Below are 17,489 nucleotides of genomic sequence, written 5' to 3'. Positions count from 1 at the left end.
ATCCGTAAAACTACTTGTTGATAAGTGCTGTTCTCAGTCAGAGAACGCAAGCTACGCACATGATCAAAAAACGGCGGGCATACAAACCGATTTCCAAAGACGAAGTATTCAACCTCGAGAATAGCCCTTGCGGCATCCTGATCTTGTCCTGACCACAATGGTCGGAATCGCGTTCACTTCTGAAAACAAGAGGGCGACGGGATCATGAGCGTGAGCGGCGACCCGGTGCGACACAGCAGGAGGGCGTCCAATGCTGCATGGGGATGGGGAGAGGCCGCTGGTCCACGTCATCGACGATGACGATTCGGTACGGCGCTCGCTGGATTTCCTGCTCACCGTCGCGGGGTTTCGCGTGAAACGCTGGCATGACGGCGACGCTTTTCTGAAGGGGGCCGAAAGGTCCGAGCCCGCTTGCGTCGTGTTGGATCTGCGGATGCCTGGAAAGGATGGGCTCGCTGTCCAATCCTCAATGGCCGAGCAAGGGATGAGCTTTCCCGTCATCATGCTTACCGGACACGGCGATGTGTCCGTCGCGGTGCGAGCGATGCAATCAGGTGCGGCCAACTTCCTCGAAAAGCCCGTCGACCGGGAAAAGCTGCTCGAAGCCCTGAATACCGCGTTCGAGCTGCTGCGCAGCGAGGAGAGCCGGCGCGAGCAGGCGCGCTGGGCGGCGCTTCAGATTCGCAGGCTCACCTCTCGCGAGGCCGAAGTGCTGGAGGGCCTAGCCTGCGGTTATCCCAACAAGACCATCGCCTATGATCTGGGCATCAGCGCGCGCACTGTGGAAGTTTACCGCGCGAACGTGATGACCAAGCTGAACGTCAGCAATTTGGCCGACGCGCTGCGCATCGCTTTCGCCGCTGGGTTGGGATCGCAGCAGGTTTGGGCCAAGTCCCGCCCCGCCGCCAACGACTGCGGTCATCCCTGATGGTGCCGAAGCTCAGGAAAAGCCACAATTGCGCGAGCCCATGCAGGTGTGACCCACTTGCAGTCAGGCGCTGGTTGGACGGATCAGCGCCGAGAGCGAGAGCAATCGTCACCATGTCGCAAACCAGCATTCGACAGGATCGCGTTTCCGAAGAGGACGATCTCGCGCGTCTGTTGCTGGAGCATGCGCCGGCCGCGATCGCGGTTCTCGACACTGACATGCGATATCTGCGCGTTAGCCGCCGCTGGCTCACGGACTACAACCTGAGTGAGAGCAGCATCGAGGGAAAATCTCATTACGAGTTGTTCCCGGAGATCGGCGAGGATTGGCGGGCGGTTCATGGCCGGGCGCTGCACGGCGAGACGGTTTCCAGCGATATCGAGCGTTTCGACCGTGCTGACGGAGCGACCGACTGGGTGCGCTGGGAGGTCATGCCCTGGCGCCGCCCCGGCGGGGAGATCGGCGGAATCGTCTTGTTCACCGAAGTCCTCACCGGGCTGGTGCGAAGCCAGACGCGGGCGGCGGCGCTCAACCGCGAGTTGAACCTGCTGATCGACAGCGCCGAGCGACATGCATTGTGCTTCCTTGATCGTCGCGGGCGGGTGATTATCTGGAATGCCGGCGCCCAGCGGCTTTACGGCTGGAGCGAAGTGGAGGCCCTTGGGCGCGAACACAGCTTTCTCTTCCTGCCCTCCGACCGAATGACCGGACTGCCCGCCACGCAGCTACGCACGGCGCTGGAAGAAGGTAGCTGTCACTCGCGCTCGGCGCGCTTGCGCAAGGACGGAACGCAGTTCCTGGCCGACGCAACCGTGAATGCGGTGCGTGATGCGGCGGGCAATGCGATCGGGTTCGGCTCCGTCGTGCACGACATGACGCCCGACTGGGAGCGGATGCAGGCGGCCGAGGCACGCGTCGCGCAGTTACGCTCCATCCTGGACACCGTTCCGGATGCGATGGTGACCGCCGACGAGAAGGGCGATGTACTCTCTTTCAGCCCTGCGGCGCAGCAGATGTTCGGCTACACCGCCGATGAGGTGCTCGGGCGTAGCATCTCCATGCTCATGTCTCCCGACGATGCGCTGAAACACAATCGCGGTATCGAACGATATGGTGCCGATCCCGCACGCGGGCCGTTGACGGGACCGCGAGAGGTCCAAGGGCGCCGCAAGACCGGAGAAGTCTTCTCGCTGAGGCTCTTCGTCGGCGAAGCTACCGCAGGAGGCAGCAAGATTCTCACCGGCTTCATGCGCGATCTCACTGCGGCCGAACGCGTCGAAGCGGAGCGGCGCACGCTTCAGACACAATTGCTGCGCATATCGCGGATCACGACCGCCGGCACGATGGCGACGACGCTTGCCCATGAGCTGAACCAGCCGCTCAACGCGATCGCCAACTACCTTCAGGCGGCGGCCACGCTTGTCGGAGAGGAACGCGCGGACGCCTGTGCGCTGGTCGGCGAGGCGTTGGAGGAAGCGGGCCGCGAAGCCTTGCGTGCCGGTGCGATCGTACATGGTTTGCGGGAGTTCGTTCGCCGCGAGGAACTAGACCGGACGATCGAAGATCCGCATGACGTTACAGCCCAGGCGATGATCCTTGGGGCTGTGGACTGCAAGGTCAAAGGCATCTCCTGCACCTCCAGCGTGCCTCGCACGATGCCCCGCATTCTCGTGGATCGTGTCCAGATCCAGCAGGCGCTGATGAACCTGATCCGTAACGCCATCGATGTTCTTGGGCGCGGCGGCGTTATCGACGTCGGCGCCAGGGTCGATCGCGACATGGTTCAGTTCACCGTGACCGACAATGGCCCCGGCATTTCGGCCGAAGCCGCCGCGAGGCTTTTCAAGCCCTTCCTGAGCGACAAGGCGGAAGGCATGGGCGTGGGCACGGGCATGGGCCTGGGACTGTCGATCTGCCGATCCGTCGTCGAAGCGCATGGCGGCCGCATCTGGTACGAAACGGAGGAGGGGAAGGGCTCCTGCTTCCACTTCACGGTGCCCTTGGCGGATGCTTAGGAGCGGGCACGGGATCGTCCGAACGGTACGCTCCGGGACATTGCGGATGGTCGCGGCGCCCCGCGGAGGGCAACACCCATCGGGCAGGCGCTCGCCGCTTCGTACCCCCCCGCCGTGTTGTAGTGGGCGCCTGCACTCCTGTGTTGGCGGCTCGATCCATGCTCCTATGACCACGCAGGCGTCGCCGGGATCGCGGGGCTCCCCGCCTGAAGGTCGGGTTCTCCCCGGTCGTCAGCCTTTCGCAAGCCGCTTGACCACCTGTGGCAGCGCCGCGGCGAGCTTGTCGATCTGTGCCGGATCGGTGAACAACGCCGGTGTGACCCGCACGCACGCCCCGGCCGCGACCCCGGTGCGGTGGACGGTGAAGATGCCGAATTCGTCGAGCAGCATTTTCGCCACGGCGATATTGTCGGCCGGGGTGACGAGGCCGCGGATGCGGAACGATGTTATGCCGCCGTGCGAGCGCGGATCGCTCGGCGTCAGGATCTGCAACCCGTCCAGCGTGCGCAGCGGCTCGGCCCAGCGATCGCGCAAATAGCGCAGCCGCGCCGCCCGCGCCGGCGTGCCGATCGCCTGCTGGAAGTCGAACGCGTCCGGCACGGTCAACATCGCGGCGAAATCGCTCGTGCCGGTGTGGACGCGCGCATGCACGCTGTCGGGGTCGCTCTCGCCATTCGCGGGGTCGGGATCGATGTCACGTACCCGGCTCTTCCGGAGATACAACACACCGACGCCGAGCGGCGCGCCCCACCATTTGTGCAGATTGAAGCCGGCGAAATCGACGCCGAGATCGGCGAAGTCGAAATCGAGTTGCCCCCAACTGTGCGCGGCATCGACGATTGCGTCTATGCCACGCGCGCGCGCCATCGCCACGATCTCGCGCACCGGGATTACCAGCCCGGTGCGGTGGCTGAGGTGGGTGAGCAGCACCAGCCGGATCTTGGGATTGGCGGCGAACGCCCGTGTATAGGCGTCGATCACGCCCTGATATGTTGCCGGTTCGGGGAGCGCGATCCGCACCACCTGCACTCCGCGCCGCGCCTTCAGCCCGTCGAAGCAGCCGAGCATGCTGTCGTAATCGAGATCGGCGGTCAGCACCGCATCGCCCGGCCGCAACTTATTGTAGCCGTCGATCAGCCCCTGCAACGCCTCGGTGGCATTTCGGGTCAGCGCGATTTCGTCGGCGCCGACGCCCAGCGCCGCCGCCACCCGCTGATGTATCGCGCGGTAATCGCCCGCGAAGCCGCGGCGGGTGTAGAAGCTGTTCTCGCGGTTGACCCGCTCGACCGCGCGTTCATAGGCGGCGAGCACGGGTTTCGCCATGATGCCCCAATTGCCGTTTTCGAGCTGGATGACGTCGCGGCTCACATCATATTGCGCGGCGATCTTCGCCCAATAGGCTTCGTCATCGGGGCGGGCGGCGCGGCTGTCCGGCGCCGGACCGCGCCCCGGCATCGCCGCGCCCAGCCGGCCGGCGACGGGCAAGGCCGCCGCCGCGGTCATCATCGCTCTCCGGCTGATCGTCGGCATGCCGTTCGCTTCCTCAGAACTTCATGCCCAAGCGGACATAATATTGGCCGCCGTCGGTATCATAGGGTGCGTTGCGCGAATAGATCAGGCCGCGCACCGCCTGGTTGGTCGCTTCGGCCGGATAGCGGTTGAAGACATTCTCCGCACCGGCGCGGATTGTGAAATGTTGCGCGAAAGTGTAGCTGGCCGACACGTCGAACAGCGCGATGCCGCCGAACTTTTGGTAGATGTCACCGGTCGCGTTGCCGGACACGTCGGTCCAGCCGCCATAATAGCGCCCGCGCAGCAGCAGCCCGACCGCGCCGACATCATAGCCGATCGACCCGGTCGCATTGTGTTGAGGCAGACGCTGTTCGAAGACGATCCGCTGGGTCTCGTTCGGGATCGCCGCCGATGTGCCGCTCGTCACCTTGGTGCGATTGTAATTATAGGCGATCGTCGCGGTCGCCTTGCCCGGCCCGACCGCTTGCACATAGTTCAACACCGCCTCGATGCCGCGCGTGCGCGTGTCGAAATCGTTGGTGAAATAGCTGACCGAGGTGAAGCGCAGCGGATTGGCGACGCTGGCGGGGACGGCGACCGACGCGGATTGGCTGAAGCGGCCATCGACGCTGATCTGATAGGCATCGACGCTGCCGGTCAGCCCGAACGCGGTCCTGAACGTCAGCCCGGCGGTGATCGTATCGGATGTTTCGGGCTTGAGCGGCTTGGCGCCGAGCGCGACCGCGATCGGATCGGTGGTGGCGAGACGTCCGCTGTTGAACACCTGCAAGGTGCGGGTATCGAGGCCCTGCGAGGTGTTCGAGGTGTTGAGCTGCCCCGGCGTCGGCGCACGGAAACCGGTAGAATAGCCACCGCGCAGCGCGATGCCGTCGGCCGGTTCGACGCGCGCGCTCAGCTTGTAGGTGAACTTGCCGCCAAAGGCCGAGAAGTTCTCGTAGCGGCCGGCCGCGCCGACGCTGAGCATCTTGACGGGCTGCCATTCCAGATCGCCGTATCCGGCGTAACTTTCCTGGCTGAACCGACCCGCCTGCAACGGGCTGAAGCCGGGGAAGCCGTTCGAATTGGGCGCCAGGCCCGATGCCGCGCCCGGACCGATCGCGTAGGAGGCCGGGTCGCCGGGCCGGACGCTATATTGTTCGAGGCGCCGTTCGCCGCCAAAGGCGATGTTGATCGGCGCGAGACCGCCGACTGGCAGGCGGTACACGAAGTCGGCGTTGAGGTTGAACTCGCGCTGGCGCAGGCGCCCGAGATAGAAAGCGGTCGGCGAGGTCGGGCCGAGCGAAGCGTTGAGGCTCTCGCTCAGCGTGTAGTCGATCACGCTCTGGCCATAGGATGCGCTGAGATCATAGGTGAACGCATGCGCGAGCGCGCCGCGCGCGCCGCCGGTCGCCTGCACATCGCTGGTTTGCGTGCCGAAGCGCGGCGTGAACCCCGTCGGGTACAGGCTGGAGAAGTTGAAACCGGGAAAGGCGGGGCTGGCGCCATAGACCGACGCCGTGCCGGCGGGGTTGCGCCAGTTGAAATCGGTGACGCCTTCGCCCTCGCCGAACGTGCCGAAGCTGTAGAGCTTGAACGCGTCCGAGACGTCGAAATGGGTATTGTAGCCGCCGCGAATGCTTTCGAGATCCGGCTGCCCCCAGCGCTGCACCGGGTTCGGCACCTTCAGCGTGGGGTTCGCGGCCTGGAAGGCGATCGCGTCGGGCCGCTGACGGGTGCGCGAGGTGGCTTCGGAATGATCATATTCGCCGGTGAAGACGAAGCTGCCGCGGTCGCCGAGCGCCACGCCACCCTGGATGCCACCTTGATATTCCTTGCCGTCGCCTTTGTAATATTGCGAATATTGGCCGAATGCGTTGAGACCGGGCTGGTCGTCCAGGATGATGTTGACGACACCGGCGATCGCATCTGATCCGTATTGCGCCGAAGCGCCGTCGCGCAGCACTTCGATGCGCTTGATGGCGAGGCCGGGGATCGTCGCGAGATCGGGCGCCTGCGCGCCGCGCGTGCCGAGCAGGGCGGAACGGTGATACCGTTTGCCGTTGATCAGCACGAGGGTCTGGTCCGCCGACAGCCCGCGCAGCGTGGCGGGGCGCACGAACGCCTGTCCATCCGCGGCTGGCAGGCGCTGGACGTTGAACGAAGGCAGCAATTGCGCGAGCGTGTCGTTGAGATCGCCGGAGACGCTCGCATCGAGAGCGGTGGCGGGCAGCACGTCGATCGGGGACTGCGAATTGAACTGGGTCACGCCGCGATCGCGCGTGCCGGTGACGATCACCGTGTCGGCATCCGCAATCTGATCGGCGACGGGCGCTTCGGCTGGCGTAGCGACGGGTGCGGCATACGCGAAAACGGGTACGCACAGCGCGACCGGCAGCGCGGCGAACGCGCCGGCCGAGATGAATTTCGTCAAATGATGTCCCCTTGGGCAAAGCGCGGCTTTGCGTTGTTCTCGCCGGCTGGCGACCCACTAGGGGCGCTTTGTGTCAGTATCGCTGCAATCATGAGACGCGGCGATGTCGTTTCCACGACGGATAGGCGCGGACGGGACCGTCAGGGCGCGACCGTTCTCCGTACACGCATGTCACGAGCATCCGGTGTGCAGGGGCAAATTTTTCCGGGCGTTCCGCGCGCATCCTGATCGCACGTCTTTGGCGGAGAGAGTGGGATTCGAACCCACGGTGAGCTTACACCCACGGCGGTTTTCAAGACCGCTGCCTTAAACCACTCGGCCATCTCTCCGCGTGCTGGCTCCGCTTAGAGCCGGAACGCCGATTTGTGCAAGGGGTACGGCCTTTGGGGGTTCATGTCGGCGCGGGCTTGTGCCAGAGTCCTCGCATGCGGGTGTTTTGCAAATCCTTGTCGGCGATCGGCGCGGCCGTCGCGGCCGTGTTTTCCCTGCCGGCGTGTGCTCAGGACGATGCCGGTTTTCAGGCGTTCCTCGGTCAGTTACGCGTGCAGGCGCGGGCGCAGGGTGTGTCGGAGGGGACGCTCAACGCGGTGCTGCCGACGTTGACGCTCAACCAGCGCGTGATTGATCTCGATCGCAAGCAGCCCGGCAACCCGGGGAGCACGGCCGTCCCGCCGTTCGCGCCGTACCGAATCGCGCACGTCGACGCGCAACGGATCAGCCGCGGCCGTACCGCGTATCAGGCGCAGCGCTGGCGCCTGAAGAAGATTGAGGAGGAGACCGGCGTTCCCGAATCGATCATGGTCGCGATCTGGGGAAATGAGACAAACTACGGCGTGGTGATGGGCGGTTTCGACCTGCCGCGCGCGCTCGCCACGCTCGCGTATGAAGGGCGTCGACGCGATCTTTTCACGGACGAATTCATCGGCGCGCTCAAGATGATCGATCGCGGTGTGCCGAGGAGCAAACTGGTGGGTAGCTGGGCGGGCGCGACCGGCGGGCCGCAGTTCCTGCCATCGGTCTACAACCGGCTGGCGCGTGACGGTGACGGCGACGGGCGTGCCGACATCTGGACGAGCGACGCCGACACGCTTGCCTCGATCGGCAATTACTTCAGTAATGCCGGCTGGCGTCCGGGGCAGCCCTGGGGTTTCGCGGTGAACGTGCCCGCCGGGTTCGACCGCTCGCAGATCGTCAACCGTATGTTCAGCCCGCGCTGTCCGCGCGTTTTCCAGCGGCATAGCGGCTGGAAGACGATGGCGGAATGGCGCGCGCTTGGCATAGTACCGCAGAGCCGGACGTGGCCGCGCGATTCCGTGCTGGCGACGCTGATCGAGCCGGATGGCTCTGGCGACACCGCGTATCTTCTGACGGGCAATTACCGCGTCATTCTCGATTATAATTGCTCGAATTTCTATGCCTTGTCGGTGGGGCTGCTCTCGGATGCGGTGTCGCAGTAAATGCTCGCGCTGATCGTTCTCGCTGCCGCGCTGGACGCTGCTGACGGGCTTCGCAATGATCTATCGTCCGATCGGCCGCGCACGGGTTGGTCGCAGCCGATGCGCCCCGCCGGCCCGCCGCAGGGCGAAGCGCCTTCGGATCTGCCGCAAGGTGCCGGTCCGCGCGCGACGTCGGGTGGTGCGTCGTTCGACATGGTCGCGGTGGCCCGGCCTGACGATGGCGGTGCTCCCGGCGTGTCGGTCGCGGCGGCAGGGGCCGCGCCGGGCAGTTTCGTCGAACTGACCGAACTCGATCACGGCCATACGATTTTGGCGCTGGTCGGCGCGAATGCGGCGCCCGGCGGCACAGCGCTGCTGTCGGAGGGCGCGTTCCGGGCGCTTGGTACCGCTCCGGGCACGGGCATTCGGGTGCGGTCGGCGACGCCTGGGCCGCAGGATCAGACCGCTTTGCGATCGGGCGCTTTGGCATCGGCCAGAATTGATGCGCCGGAGGTGTTGCTCAGGGCGCTCCGCAAGCGCGTGCCCCAATATGCAGGGACGCCAGTCGTTCCGCCTCGGGCGGAGCCCGATATCCGGTCGGCCCCGCCGCATGTGTCGCCGCATATCGAACCAATCGCGTCGGCCGGAGCCCCTGTCGTGCGCACCCAGCCGCGCACACCCGTGCCAAGATCGGGCTATGTCGTACAGGTGGCCGCGCTCTCGGCTCCCGCGCGAGCCGATGCGCTCGCGCGGTCGCTCGGCGGGCGCGTGCTTGCTGGGGGCGGGTTGTATCGGGTTCAGCTTGGCCCGTATGGCCATATCGCCGCCGCCAAACGCGCGCGTGACGAAGCCGCGCGGCACGGCTATCGCGACGCACGTGTCAGCCACACCGAGTAGAAATTTAGCGTAACGGGACCGCCTGAAATGAAGAAACTGATCGCCGCCTCTGTTCTCGCGATGCTCGTCGTCCAGCCAAGCCTCGCCGCCGCGCCGCAATTCGATACGCCGGCGCCGGTTGCATACATGGAGGACATGTCCTCCGGGTCGATCCTGTACCAGAAGGATGCCGACCGCCGCATGCCGCCGGCGTCGCTCGCGAAGATGATGACGGTCTATGTTGCCTTCGACCTCATCAAGAAGGGCGAACTCAAGCTCGACCAGCAGTTCGAGATGCAGCCGGAGACGTGGCGGAAGTGGCATTCGCAAGGCTCGACGATGTTCCTGTCGGCCGGCGAGAAGGTCAGCGTGGCCGATCTGCTCTACGGTATCGTGACGCTCTCGGGGAATGACGCCTGCGTGGTGCTGGCCGAGGGCATTTCCGGAACGGAACCCGCTTTCGTCGAGCGGATGAACCGCGACGCCGAGAAGATCGGTCTCAAGAACAGCCACTTCGGTACGTCGAACGGCTGGCCCGACGGCGGCGTGACCTATGTGACTGCGCGCGACCTGGCGACGCTCGCCAAGGCGACGATCACCAACTTCCCCGATCTTTACAAGAAATTCTATTCGCGCCCTGATTTCACCTGGGGCAAGACGCTGGGCGCCGGCGCGGCGATCAAGCAGGAGAACCGCGATCCGCTGCTCGGTCGCGTCGCCGGCGCCGACGGCCTGAAGACCGGCCACACCGAAGAGGCCGGTTATGGCTTCACCGGCTCGGCGATCCAGAACGGCCGCCGGCTGGTGATGGTTCTGGCGGGCCTCGGAACCTACGGCCAGCGCGCCGAGGAATCGGTCAAGTTTATGAACTGGGGCTTCCGCTCGTGGCAGGCCAAGCCGATCGCGAAAAAGGGCAAGAAAGTCGAGACCGCCGAGGTCCAACTCGGCACCAGCAACCATGTCGATCTCATCGCGGGCAAGGATTTGACCGCCACGCTGCCGGCTGGCGTCGCCTCGGAAATGACGCTCAAGGTGGCGTATGACGGCCCGATCAAGGCGCCGATCAAGGCCGGTCAGCATATCGCCGATCTGGTCGTCACCGCGCCCGACATGCCGACGCAGCGTTTGCCGCTGGTCGCCGCGACCGATGTCGCGGAAGCTGGCTTCTTCGGGCGGGTGTGGGCCGGGCTGACGGGGCTGTTCGGCGCTTGAGCGGTCGCTTCATCTCGCTGGAAGGCGGGGAGGGGGCGGGTAAATCGACTCAGGCGCGTCGGCTCGCGGAGGCGCTGCGTTCGCGCGGGCTGGCGGTGGTCGTCACGCGCGAACCCGGTGGAAGCGAGGGCGCCGAGGCGATCCGCGCGCTCCTGCTCCATGGCGCGCAAAATCGTTGGAGCGCGCGCAGCGAGGCACTGCTGTTCGCCGCCGCGCGCGCCGACCACGTCGAGAAGACGATCCGCCCGGCGATCGACTCCGGCGCGTGGGTGATCTGCGACCGCTACCTCGACAGCAGCCGGGCCTATCAGGGACTGGCCGGCGGGATCGATGATGCGGCGATCCTCGCGCTGCACGGTTTCGGATCGCATGGGCTCTTGCCCGATCGGACCTTCGTGCTGGAGGTGCCGGTCGAGCAGGGCCGCGCACGCGCGGAGAGCCGCGATGGTGCCGCCGCAGATCGGTTCGCGGCGCGGGGCGATGCCTTCCACGCCGATGTCGCCGCCGCGTTCCGACGCTTCGCCACGCGTGAACCCGCGCGCTTTCGCGTGATCGACGCGGCGACCGATCCCGACAGCGTCACCAGGGCGTTGCTCGCCGGATTGGCCGACCTGCTGCCATGACCTTGCCGGTCGGCAATGACGCGGCCCATGCGGCATTCGCGGCGGCGATGGCGGCGGATATGGTCCACCACGCCTGGCTGTTCGCTGGCCCGGAAGGGATCGGCAAGGCCAGCTTCGCGCGCGCGGCGGCGATGCGGCTGCTTGCCGACGCGGTCACGCCGGGCGCGCTGCCGCCGGGCTTCGACGTGCCCGAAAACCACCAGACACGCCGGCTGATCGAGGCGGGATCGCACCCGGATTACCGGGAACTCAAGCGCTTGCCGAAGGATTCCGACAAAACGGGGCAGGAGTTGGCGCGGAGCATCCCGATCGCGCAGGTCCGCGCGCTGCTGCCGATGTTCGCGATGAAGCCGTCGCTATCGCCGCGCCGCGTCGTGGTGATCGACGCGATCGACGATGTCGAGCGGCCCGGCGCGTCGAACGCGCTGCTCAAGAGCCTTGAGGAGCCGCCCGCCGGGACGATCTTCCTCCTCGTCAGCCACGCGCCGGGCCGTTTGCTGCCGACGATCCGGTCACGCTGCCGGCTATTGCGCTTCGATCCGCTCGGCGACGATGACATGGCGCGGATCGTGCGCGAGCATCTGGGCAATGCGGATGAGGCGGAGGTCGCGGCGCTGGTGCGCGCCGGCGCCGGATCGCCCGGGCGGGCGCTTGGCTTCGCGGGGCTGGACCTCGCCGCGCTCGACGATGCGCTGGCGGCGATCGCGCGGGACGGGGACCGCAGCAACGCGCGGCGGGTGAAGCTCGCCAAGGCGCTGGCTTTGAGAGCCGCACAGCCGCGCTACGAAGCGTTTCTCGATCGCGCGCCCGCCTTCATCGCCGAAAGCGCGCGCGTTCGGCATGGCGAGCGCTTGCGCGTCGCGCTCGACAGCTACGATGCCGCGCGCGCGCTGTCGGCCAGCGCACGCGGTCTGTCGCTCGATGCGCAGGGAACCGTGTATGAAATGGCGGGGCTGGTGGCGGCGCTCGCCAAATAGCGTCCGGCTCTGGCAGTCTCCAGAATGGGGAAGGCTTCAATTGCCCCGCCCGATGTTCTAGGAGCCGCCTATGTCCGAGCCTTATTACATCACGACCGCGATCAGCTATCCCAACGGCAAGCCCCATATTGGCCACGCCTATGAGGCGATCGCCGCGGACGCGATCGCGCGCTTCCACCGGCAGGCTGGACGCGACGTTCGGTTCCAGACGGGTACCGACGAGCATGGCCTCAAGATGGTGCAGACCGCGCGTGACAAGGGTGTCGAAGTGCGGGCGCTCGCCGATGAAATGTCGGGATTGTTCAAGGCGATGTGTGACAGTCTTGACGTGTCATATGATCGTTTTATCCGCACCACCGAGCCGGATCATCACCGCGCGAGTCAGGCGATCTGGCAGGCGATGGCGGACGCTGGCGACCTGTATCTGAGTCGCTACGAAGGCTGGTATTCGGTTCGCGACGAAGCTTACTACGACGAAAAGGAATTGGTCGACGGGGAGGGGGGCGCGAAGCTCTCGCCCCAGGGCACCCCTGTCACCTGGACCGCCGAGGAGAGTTGGTTCTTCCGGCTTTCCAAATACCAGCAGCCGTTGCTCGATCATTACGCCGCCAACGCGGATTTCATCCGCCCGGAGAGCCGCCGCAACGAGGTTTTGCGTTTCGTGGAAGGTGGGCTCGCAGATCTGTCGGTATCGCGCACCAGCTTCGACTGGGGCGTCAAGGTGCCCGGCAGCGAAGGGCACGTCATGTACGTCTGGGTCGATGCGCTGACCAATTATCTGACCGGCGTCGGCTACCCCGGCGATGCCGCGACGCTGGCGAAATTCTGGCCCGCCGATCTTCACCTCATCGGCAAGGATATCGTGCGTTTTCATGCCGTTTACTGGCCGGCGTTCCTGATGTCCGCGAAGTTGGCTTTACCCAAAACGGTGTTCGGCCACGGCTTCCTGCTCAACCGCGGCGAGAAGATGTCGAAGTCGCTCGGCAACGTCACCGATCCGGCCGATTTGATCGGGCGGTTCGGCGTCGATGCGGTGCGCTATTTCCTGCTCCGGGAAGTCAGCTTCGGGCAGGACGGCAGTTATTCGGCCGAGGCGATCGTGACGCGCGTCAACGCCGAACTCGCCAACAGCTTCGGCAACCTCGCGCAGCGCACCCTCGCGCAAATTTTCAAGAACTGCGGCGCCGCTCTGCCCCAGATCCACGGCCACGATGCCGCAGATGCGGCGTTATTCGAGACGGTGGGCAGGGCCGTGCGCGAGGCGATGCCCGCCGCCTTCGCCGATCTCGCCCTGTCGCACGCGACCGAGCATTGGATTCAGGCGGTCTATGCCTGCAACGCCTATATCGACGAGCAGGCGCCATGGGCGTTGCGCAAGACCGATCCGGCGCGGATGGAGACGGTGCTCGCGACATTGTACATCTGCATCGCGCAACTTGCCGTTGCGATCGCGCCGATCATCCCGCGCAGCGCCGCGACGTTGCTCGATCGGATGGGAATAGCGTCTGAATTGCGCGACTTCTCGGCGATTGGCTCGCATTGGTATTCCCCGCTCGCGGAAAGCGGCTTTCGGCTCGATCAGCCGGTCGGCCTGTTCCCCCGCCTCGAATTGCCTGCGGACGCGGACGCCTGATGTTCGCCGACAGCCATTGCCACCTCGATTACAAGGGCCTCGGCGACCGGCAGCAGGAGGTGCTCGCCAACGCGCGCGCGCGCGGGGTCGAGGTGATGCTCAACATCGCCACGCGGGAGAGCGAATGGGACATGGTGCTCGGCACCGCCGAACGTGAGGCCGATGTGTGGGCCACGGTCGGCATCCACCCGCACGAGGCCGATCAGCATCCCGATATCGGCACCGCCCGCCTGATCGAGCGCGCCGCGCACCCTCGCGTGGTCGGCATCGGCGAGACCGGCCTTGATTATTATTACGACAAGAGCGATCGCGAGCGCCAGCAGGCGAGCTTCCGCGCGCACATCGCGGCCGCGCGCGAGACGCAACTCCCGATCGTCGTCCACACCCGCAACGCCGAGGATGACACCGCCGCGATCCTGCGCGAAGAGATGGAGCAGGGGGGCTTCCCCGGCGTGATCCACTGCTTCACCGCGAGCGACGCCTTCGCCGATATCGCGCTGGATCTCGGCTTCTATATCTCGATTTCGGGGATCGTGACGTTCAAGAACGCGACGGACTTGCAGGCAACTGCCGCGCGGCTACCGCTCGACCGATTGCTGATCGAGACCGACGCGCCGTTCCTCGCGCCGGTGCCGCATCGCGGAAAGACGGGCGAACCCGCGTTCGTTGCCGACACCGCGGCGTTCCTCGCCGCCCTGCGCGGCCAACGCGTCGAAGACCTTGCCGCGGCGACCGCAAGAAACTTCTACGCGCTGTTCACCAAAGTGCGCGCATGAAGGTTCGGGTACTCGGGTCAGGCACGTCGTCGGGCGTGCCGCGGATCGGGAATGATTGGGGGGCGTGCGACCCGAACGATCCGCGTAACGCGCGCACGCGAGTCTCGATTTTGGTCGAGACAGCGGCCACGCGCATTCTCGTCGATACCGGGCCGGACATGCGCGCGCAGTTGCTGGCGGCGCAGATCGCGACGGTCGATGCGGTGATCTGGACCCACGACCATGCCGACCATACGCATGGCATCGACGATCTCCGGCAGGTCTATCACGCGCTCGGCCAACCCGTCCGCGGCTTCGCTCGCCCTTGGACGACGCGCACGCTGATGACACGCTTTCCATACGTGTTCGCCGGCGCGGGAGGCTATCCGCCGACCGCGACGGTCGAGGATCTGGAGGACGCGTTCACCGTCGGCGACATCGCGATCCGCGTGGTGGATCAACCGCACGGATCGATCACATCGGCCGGGCTGCGCTTCGAGGCGGATGGCAAGAGCCTTGGCTATGCGACCGATATCAACGAGATGACGCCTGCGGTTGAGCTGCTCTATGAAGATCTGGACGTCTGGATCGTCGATGCGTTGCGCGAGCGGCACCATCCAACGCATGCCGATCTCGCCACGACGCTCGGCTGGATCGAGACGCTCAAGCCGGGGCGGGCGGTGCTGACGCATATGGATCAGTCGATGGATTATGCCACGCTGGCGGCGCGGCTGCCCGCCGGGATCGAGCCGGCGTACGATGGATTGGAAATCGACCTATGACCGGCGACGTCATGCTGTACGTGGTCATGCTGCTGTTGCCGATCTCGGCGTTGGTCGCACGGCGCTTGCCGGTTGGCGAGATGGTCAAGATGGCGTTGGCGTGGCTCGCGATCTTCCTGCTGTTGTTTTTCGTCGTAGTGGCTTGGCAGGAGGCGATGGGCGTCGGCGCGGGGATGCGTGGCTTGCTCGGTTTATGAGACACCATTTAACATAATATATATTATCGAACTAAGGGATTGCGCGAGAGGCTGGGATGATTGAGCGTCTGGTTAGGATCATGGCCCGCCTCCGCGATCCGGTCCTCGGATGTGAATGGGATCGTGCGCAGACGTTCGCGTCGATCGCGCCTTATACGATCGAGGAAGCCTATGAGGTCGCCGACGCGTGTGAGCGTGGCGACATGGCGGAATTACGCGATGAACTCGGCGACTTGCTACTTCAGGTCGTGTTCCACAGCCGCATGGCCGAGGAAGCCGGCGACTTCGCACTCGCGGACGTCGTGACATCGATCAGCGACAAGATGGAGCGCCGCCACCCGCATATCTTCGGTGACGCGACCGAAGGCGGCAACCATCGCTGGGAGCAGATCAAGGCGGAAGAACGCGCCGCCAAAGCCGCGTCAGGTGCGCTCGACGGCGTGGCGATCGGCCTGCCCGCCTTGTTGCGTGCCGAGAAATTGCAGAAGCGTGCGGCGCGCGTCGGGTTCGACTGGCCCGACGCGAGCGGCCCGCGCGCCAAGATCGACGAGGAACTTGCCGAGGTCGCCGGCGCGGAGACGCACGCCGAGCGGGAGGAAGAGGTCGGCGATCTGCTGTTCGCGGTGGTGAATTGGGCGCGACACCTTTGTGTCGACGCCGAAGCGGCCTTACGCGCGGCGAATGCGAAGTTCGAGCGCCGGTTCAAAGCGATGGAGGCGGCCGACGCGAACTTCGCGGAGCGCGATCTCGATGCCCAGGAGCGCCTTTGGCTGGCGGCGAAAGCGTCGGAGCGCAACTGACAGGGGCGCCAGAGCTTCTAACCCCGTGTCAGGAACCGCTCATAATCGCTTGGCGCCATACGGACATCGTAGAGCGCGTGTTCGCCATCGACCTCCTGTCCCAAGACCTCGCCATGCGCATGCAGCCATGCGGCGCCGGCACCGTCCGAGGACTCGAGCGTGATCGAATAGCGGCGATGCCCCTCGGTCAGCAGCGCGCCGATCCTCGCGACGAGCGTGTCGACCCCTTCCCCGCTCAGCGCCGAAATCGGCACAACATCCTCGCGCCGGCTGGCCTCGACCAGCATGTCCTCGCGCGCATCGCCTTCGAGCAGGTCCAGCTTGTTCCACGCCTCGATACGCGGTGTCGTCTCGCTCACGCCGAGATCGCGCAGCACCGTCTCGACATCGTCACGCTGCGCTTGCGTGTCGGGATGCGCGATGTCGCGGACATGGACCAACAGATCGGCCGAGACCACCTCCTCCAGCGTTGCCTTGAACGCCGCGACGAGCTGGGTCGGCAATTCCGACACGAACCCGACCGTGTCCGACAGGATCGCCTTGTCGATGCCGGGCAGCGAGATTTGCCGCAGCGTCGGGTCGAGCGTCGCGAACAGCAGATCCTCGGCCATCACGTGCGCACCGGTCAGGCGATTGAACAGCGTCGATTTGCCGGCATTGGTATAGCCGACCAGCGCTATCACCGGCCACGGCGCGCGCTGGCGCCGCTCGCGGTGCAGCCCGCGCGTGCGGCTGACCGAATCGAGTTCCTTGCGCAACCGCGCCATCCGGTCCCGGATCAAGCGACGGTCCGCCTCGATCTGCGTTTCGCCAGGGCCACCGAGGAAGCCAAAGCCGCCCCGCTGACGCTCCAAGTGGGTCCAACTCCGCACCAGCCGACCCGCCTGGTAATCGAGGTGCGCGAGCTCGACCTGCAACCGTCCCTCGGCGGTGGCGGCGCGTTCTCCGAAGATTTCCAGGATCAGCCCGGTGCGATCGATCACCTTGGCTTCGAGCGCGGTCTCGAGGTTGCGTTGCTGCACCGGTGTCAGCGCCGCGTCGAAGACGACGAGCCCCGCCTCCTCCATCCGCACCGTCGTGGCGAGCTGCTCGACCTGCCCGCTGCCGATCAGCGTGGCAGGCTTGGGCGCACGCACGCGCAGCGCGACCTTCTCCACCACCGTCACGCCGATCGCCGCCGCGAGGCCGGCCGTTTCTTCCAGTCGAGCATCGGCGTCGCGCGCGGAGGCGCCATGATCGGGATACACAACGATGGCGCGGGCACCGCGAGCGAACTCGTCGCGGTCCCGATCGAAGCCAGTACTCAAAGCAT

Annotated in this window: 15 protein-coding genes and 1 tRNA gene; 12 read left to right on the top strand and 4 right to left on the bottom strand. The window is 65.7% G+C overall.

Annotated elements, in window-relative coordinates; translation table 11 throughout:
* The first annotated feature begins 250 nt into the window (after positions 1 to 250).
* Together BLS81_RS18105 and BLS81_RS18100 are read left to right on the top strand one after the other, a co-directional pair.
* Entirely contained in the window at positions 251 to 928 is a 678-nt protein-coding gene (locus BLS81_RS18105; protein ID WP_093225981.1) for a response regulator transcription factor, read from the top strand.
* 113 nt (positions 929 to 1,041) lie between these two features.
* Positions 1,042 to 2,943, top strand: a complete 1,902-nt coding sequence (locus BLS81_RS18100) for a PAS domain S-box protein (protein ID WP_176787246.1) — start codon at positions 1,042 to 1,044, stop codon at positions 2,941 to 2,943.
* Between the two features lie 231 nt (positions 2,944 to 3,174).
* On the opposite strand, the gene BLS81_RS18095 is transcribed toward BLS81_RS18100, so the two are convergent.
* The 3 genes from BLS81_RS18095 to BLS81_RS18085 form a co-directional block, all read right to left on the bottom strand.
* The gene (locus BLS81_RS18095) at positions 3,175 to 4,473 is read right to left on the bottom strand and encodes an aminotransferase class V-fold PLP-dependent enzyme (protein WP_093225977.1); all 1,299 of its coding nucleotides are present in this window, start codon (positions 4,471 to 4,473) and stop codon (positions 3,175 to 3,177) included.
* A gap of 13 nt (positions 4,474 to 4,486) precedes the next feature.
* Positions 4,487 to 6,886, bottom strand: coding sequence for a TonB-dependent receptor plug domain-containing protein (locus BLS81_RS18090; protein WP_093225976.1), 2,400 nt, complete (start codon positions 6,884 to 6,886; stop codon positions 4,487 to 4,489).
* 239 nt (positions 6,887 to 7,125) lie between these two features.
* Positions 7,126 to 7,215 (bottom strand) — tRNA-Ser (locus BLS81_RS18085).
* Between the two features lie 96 nt (positions 7,216 to 7,311).
* Here BLS81_RS18085 and BLS81_RS18080 point away from each other — a divergent pair.
* The 10 genes from BLS81_RS18080 (at position 7,312) to mazG (ending at position 16,177) form a co-directional block, all read left to right on the top strand.
* Complete coding sequence (locus tag BLS81_RS18080; RefSeq protein ID WP_093225974.1) at positions 7,312 to 8,343, top strand: lytic murein transglycosylase; 1,032 nt, start codon at positions 7,312 to 7,314, stop codon at positions 8,341 to 8,343.
* Positions 8,344 to 9,219, top strand: a complete 876-nt coding sequence (locus BLS81_RS18075) for an SPOR domain-containing protein (RefSeq protein WP_093225972.1) — start codon at positions 8,344 to 8,346, stop codon at positions 9,217 to 9,219.
* Positions 9,220 to 9,246: 27 nt separating this feature from the next.
* Complete coding sequence (locus BLS81_RS18070) at positions 9,247 to 10,410, top strand: D-alanyl-D-alanine carboxypeptidase family protein (RefSeq protein ID WP_093225970.1); 1,164 nt, start codon at positions 9,247 to 9,249, stop codon at positions 10,408 to 10,410.
* Positions 10,407 to 11,033, top strand: a complete 627-nt coding sequence (tmk, locus tag BLS81_RS18065; protein WP_093225968.1) for a dTMP kinase — start codon at positions 10,407 to 10,409, stop codon at positions 11,031 to 11,033. The genes BLS81_RS18070 and tmk overlap by 4 nt, the downstream gene beginning before the upstream one ends.
* A complete protein-coding gene (locus BLS81_RS18060) occupies positions 11,030 to 12,010 on the top strand; it encodes a DNA polymerase III subunit delta' (RefSeq protein ID WP_093225966.1) in 981 nt (326 codons plus the stop codon). Before tmk ends, BLS81_RS18060 begins: the two co-directional genes overlap by 4 nt.
* Positions 12,011 to 12,080: 70 nt before the next feature.
* The gene (metG, locus tag BLS81_RS18055; RefSeq protein ID WP_093225965.1) at positions 12,081 to 13,643 is read left to right on the top strand and encodes a methionine--tRNA ligase; all 1,563 of its coding nucleotides are present in this window, start codon (positions 12,081 to 12,083) and stop codon (positions 13,641 to 13,643) included.
* On the top strand, positions 13,643 to 14,419 hold the full coding sequence (locus tag BLS81_RS18050) for a TatD family hydrolase (RefSeq protein ID WP_093225963.1): 777 nt from the start codon (positions 13,643 to 13,645) through the stop codon (positions 14,417 to 14,419). Before metG ends, BLS81_RS18050 begins: the two co-directional genes overlap by 1 nt.
* Positions 14,416 to 15,180, top strand: coding sequence for an MBL fold metallo-hydrolase (locus BLS81_RS18045; protein WP_093225962.1), 765 nt, complete (start codon positions 14,416 to 14,418; stop codon positions 15,178 to 15,180). The genes BLS81_RS18050 and BLS81_RS18045 overlap by 4 nt, the downstream gene beginning before the upstream one ends.
* Positions 15,177 to 15,377, top strand: coding sequence for a hypothetical protein (locus BLS81_RS18040; RefSeq protein ID WP_093225960.1), 201 nt, complete (start codon positions 15,177 to 15,179; stop codon positions 15,375 to 15,377). The genes BLS81_RS18045 and BLS81_RS18040 overlap by 4 nt, the downstream gene beginning before the upstream one ends.
* Positions 15,378 to 15,433: 56 nt before the next feature.
* Complete coding sequence (mazG, locus tag BLS81_RS18035; RefSeq protein ID WP_093225959.1) at positions 15,434 to 16,177, top strand: nucleoside triphosphate pyrophosphohydrolase; 744 nt, start codon at positions 15,434 to 15,436, stop codon at positions 16,175 to 16,177.
* A gap of 17 nt (positions 16,178 to 16,194) precedes the next feature.
* On the opposite strand, the gene hflX is transcribed toward mazG, so the two are convergent.
* Positions 16,195 to 17,484 (bottom strand): GTPase HflX, encoded by a 1,290-nt coding sequence (gene hflX / locus BLS81_RS18030; protein WP_093225958.1) that lies wholly within the window; start codon positions 17,482 to 17,484, stop codon positions 16,195 to 16,197.
* Between the last annotated feature and the right edge of the window lie 5 nt (positions 17,485 to 17,489).

The organism is Sphingomonas sp. NFR15, from assembly GCF_900103265.1.
GTDB lineage: Bacteria > Pseudomonadota > Alphaproteobacteria > Sphingomonadales > Sphingomonadaceae > Sphingomonas > Sphingomonas pollutisoli.
The sequence above is the reverse complement of the archived record's forward strand: the minus strand, read 5'-3'. Positions and strand labels throughout refer to the sequence as shown.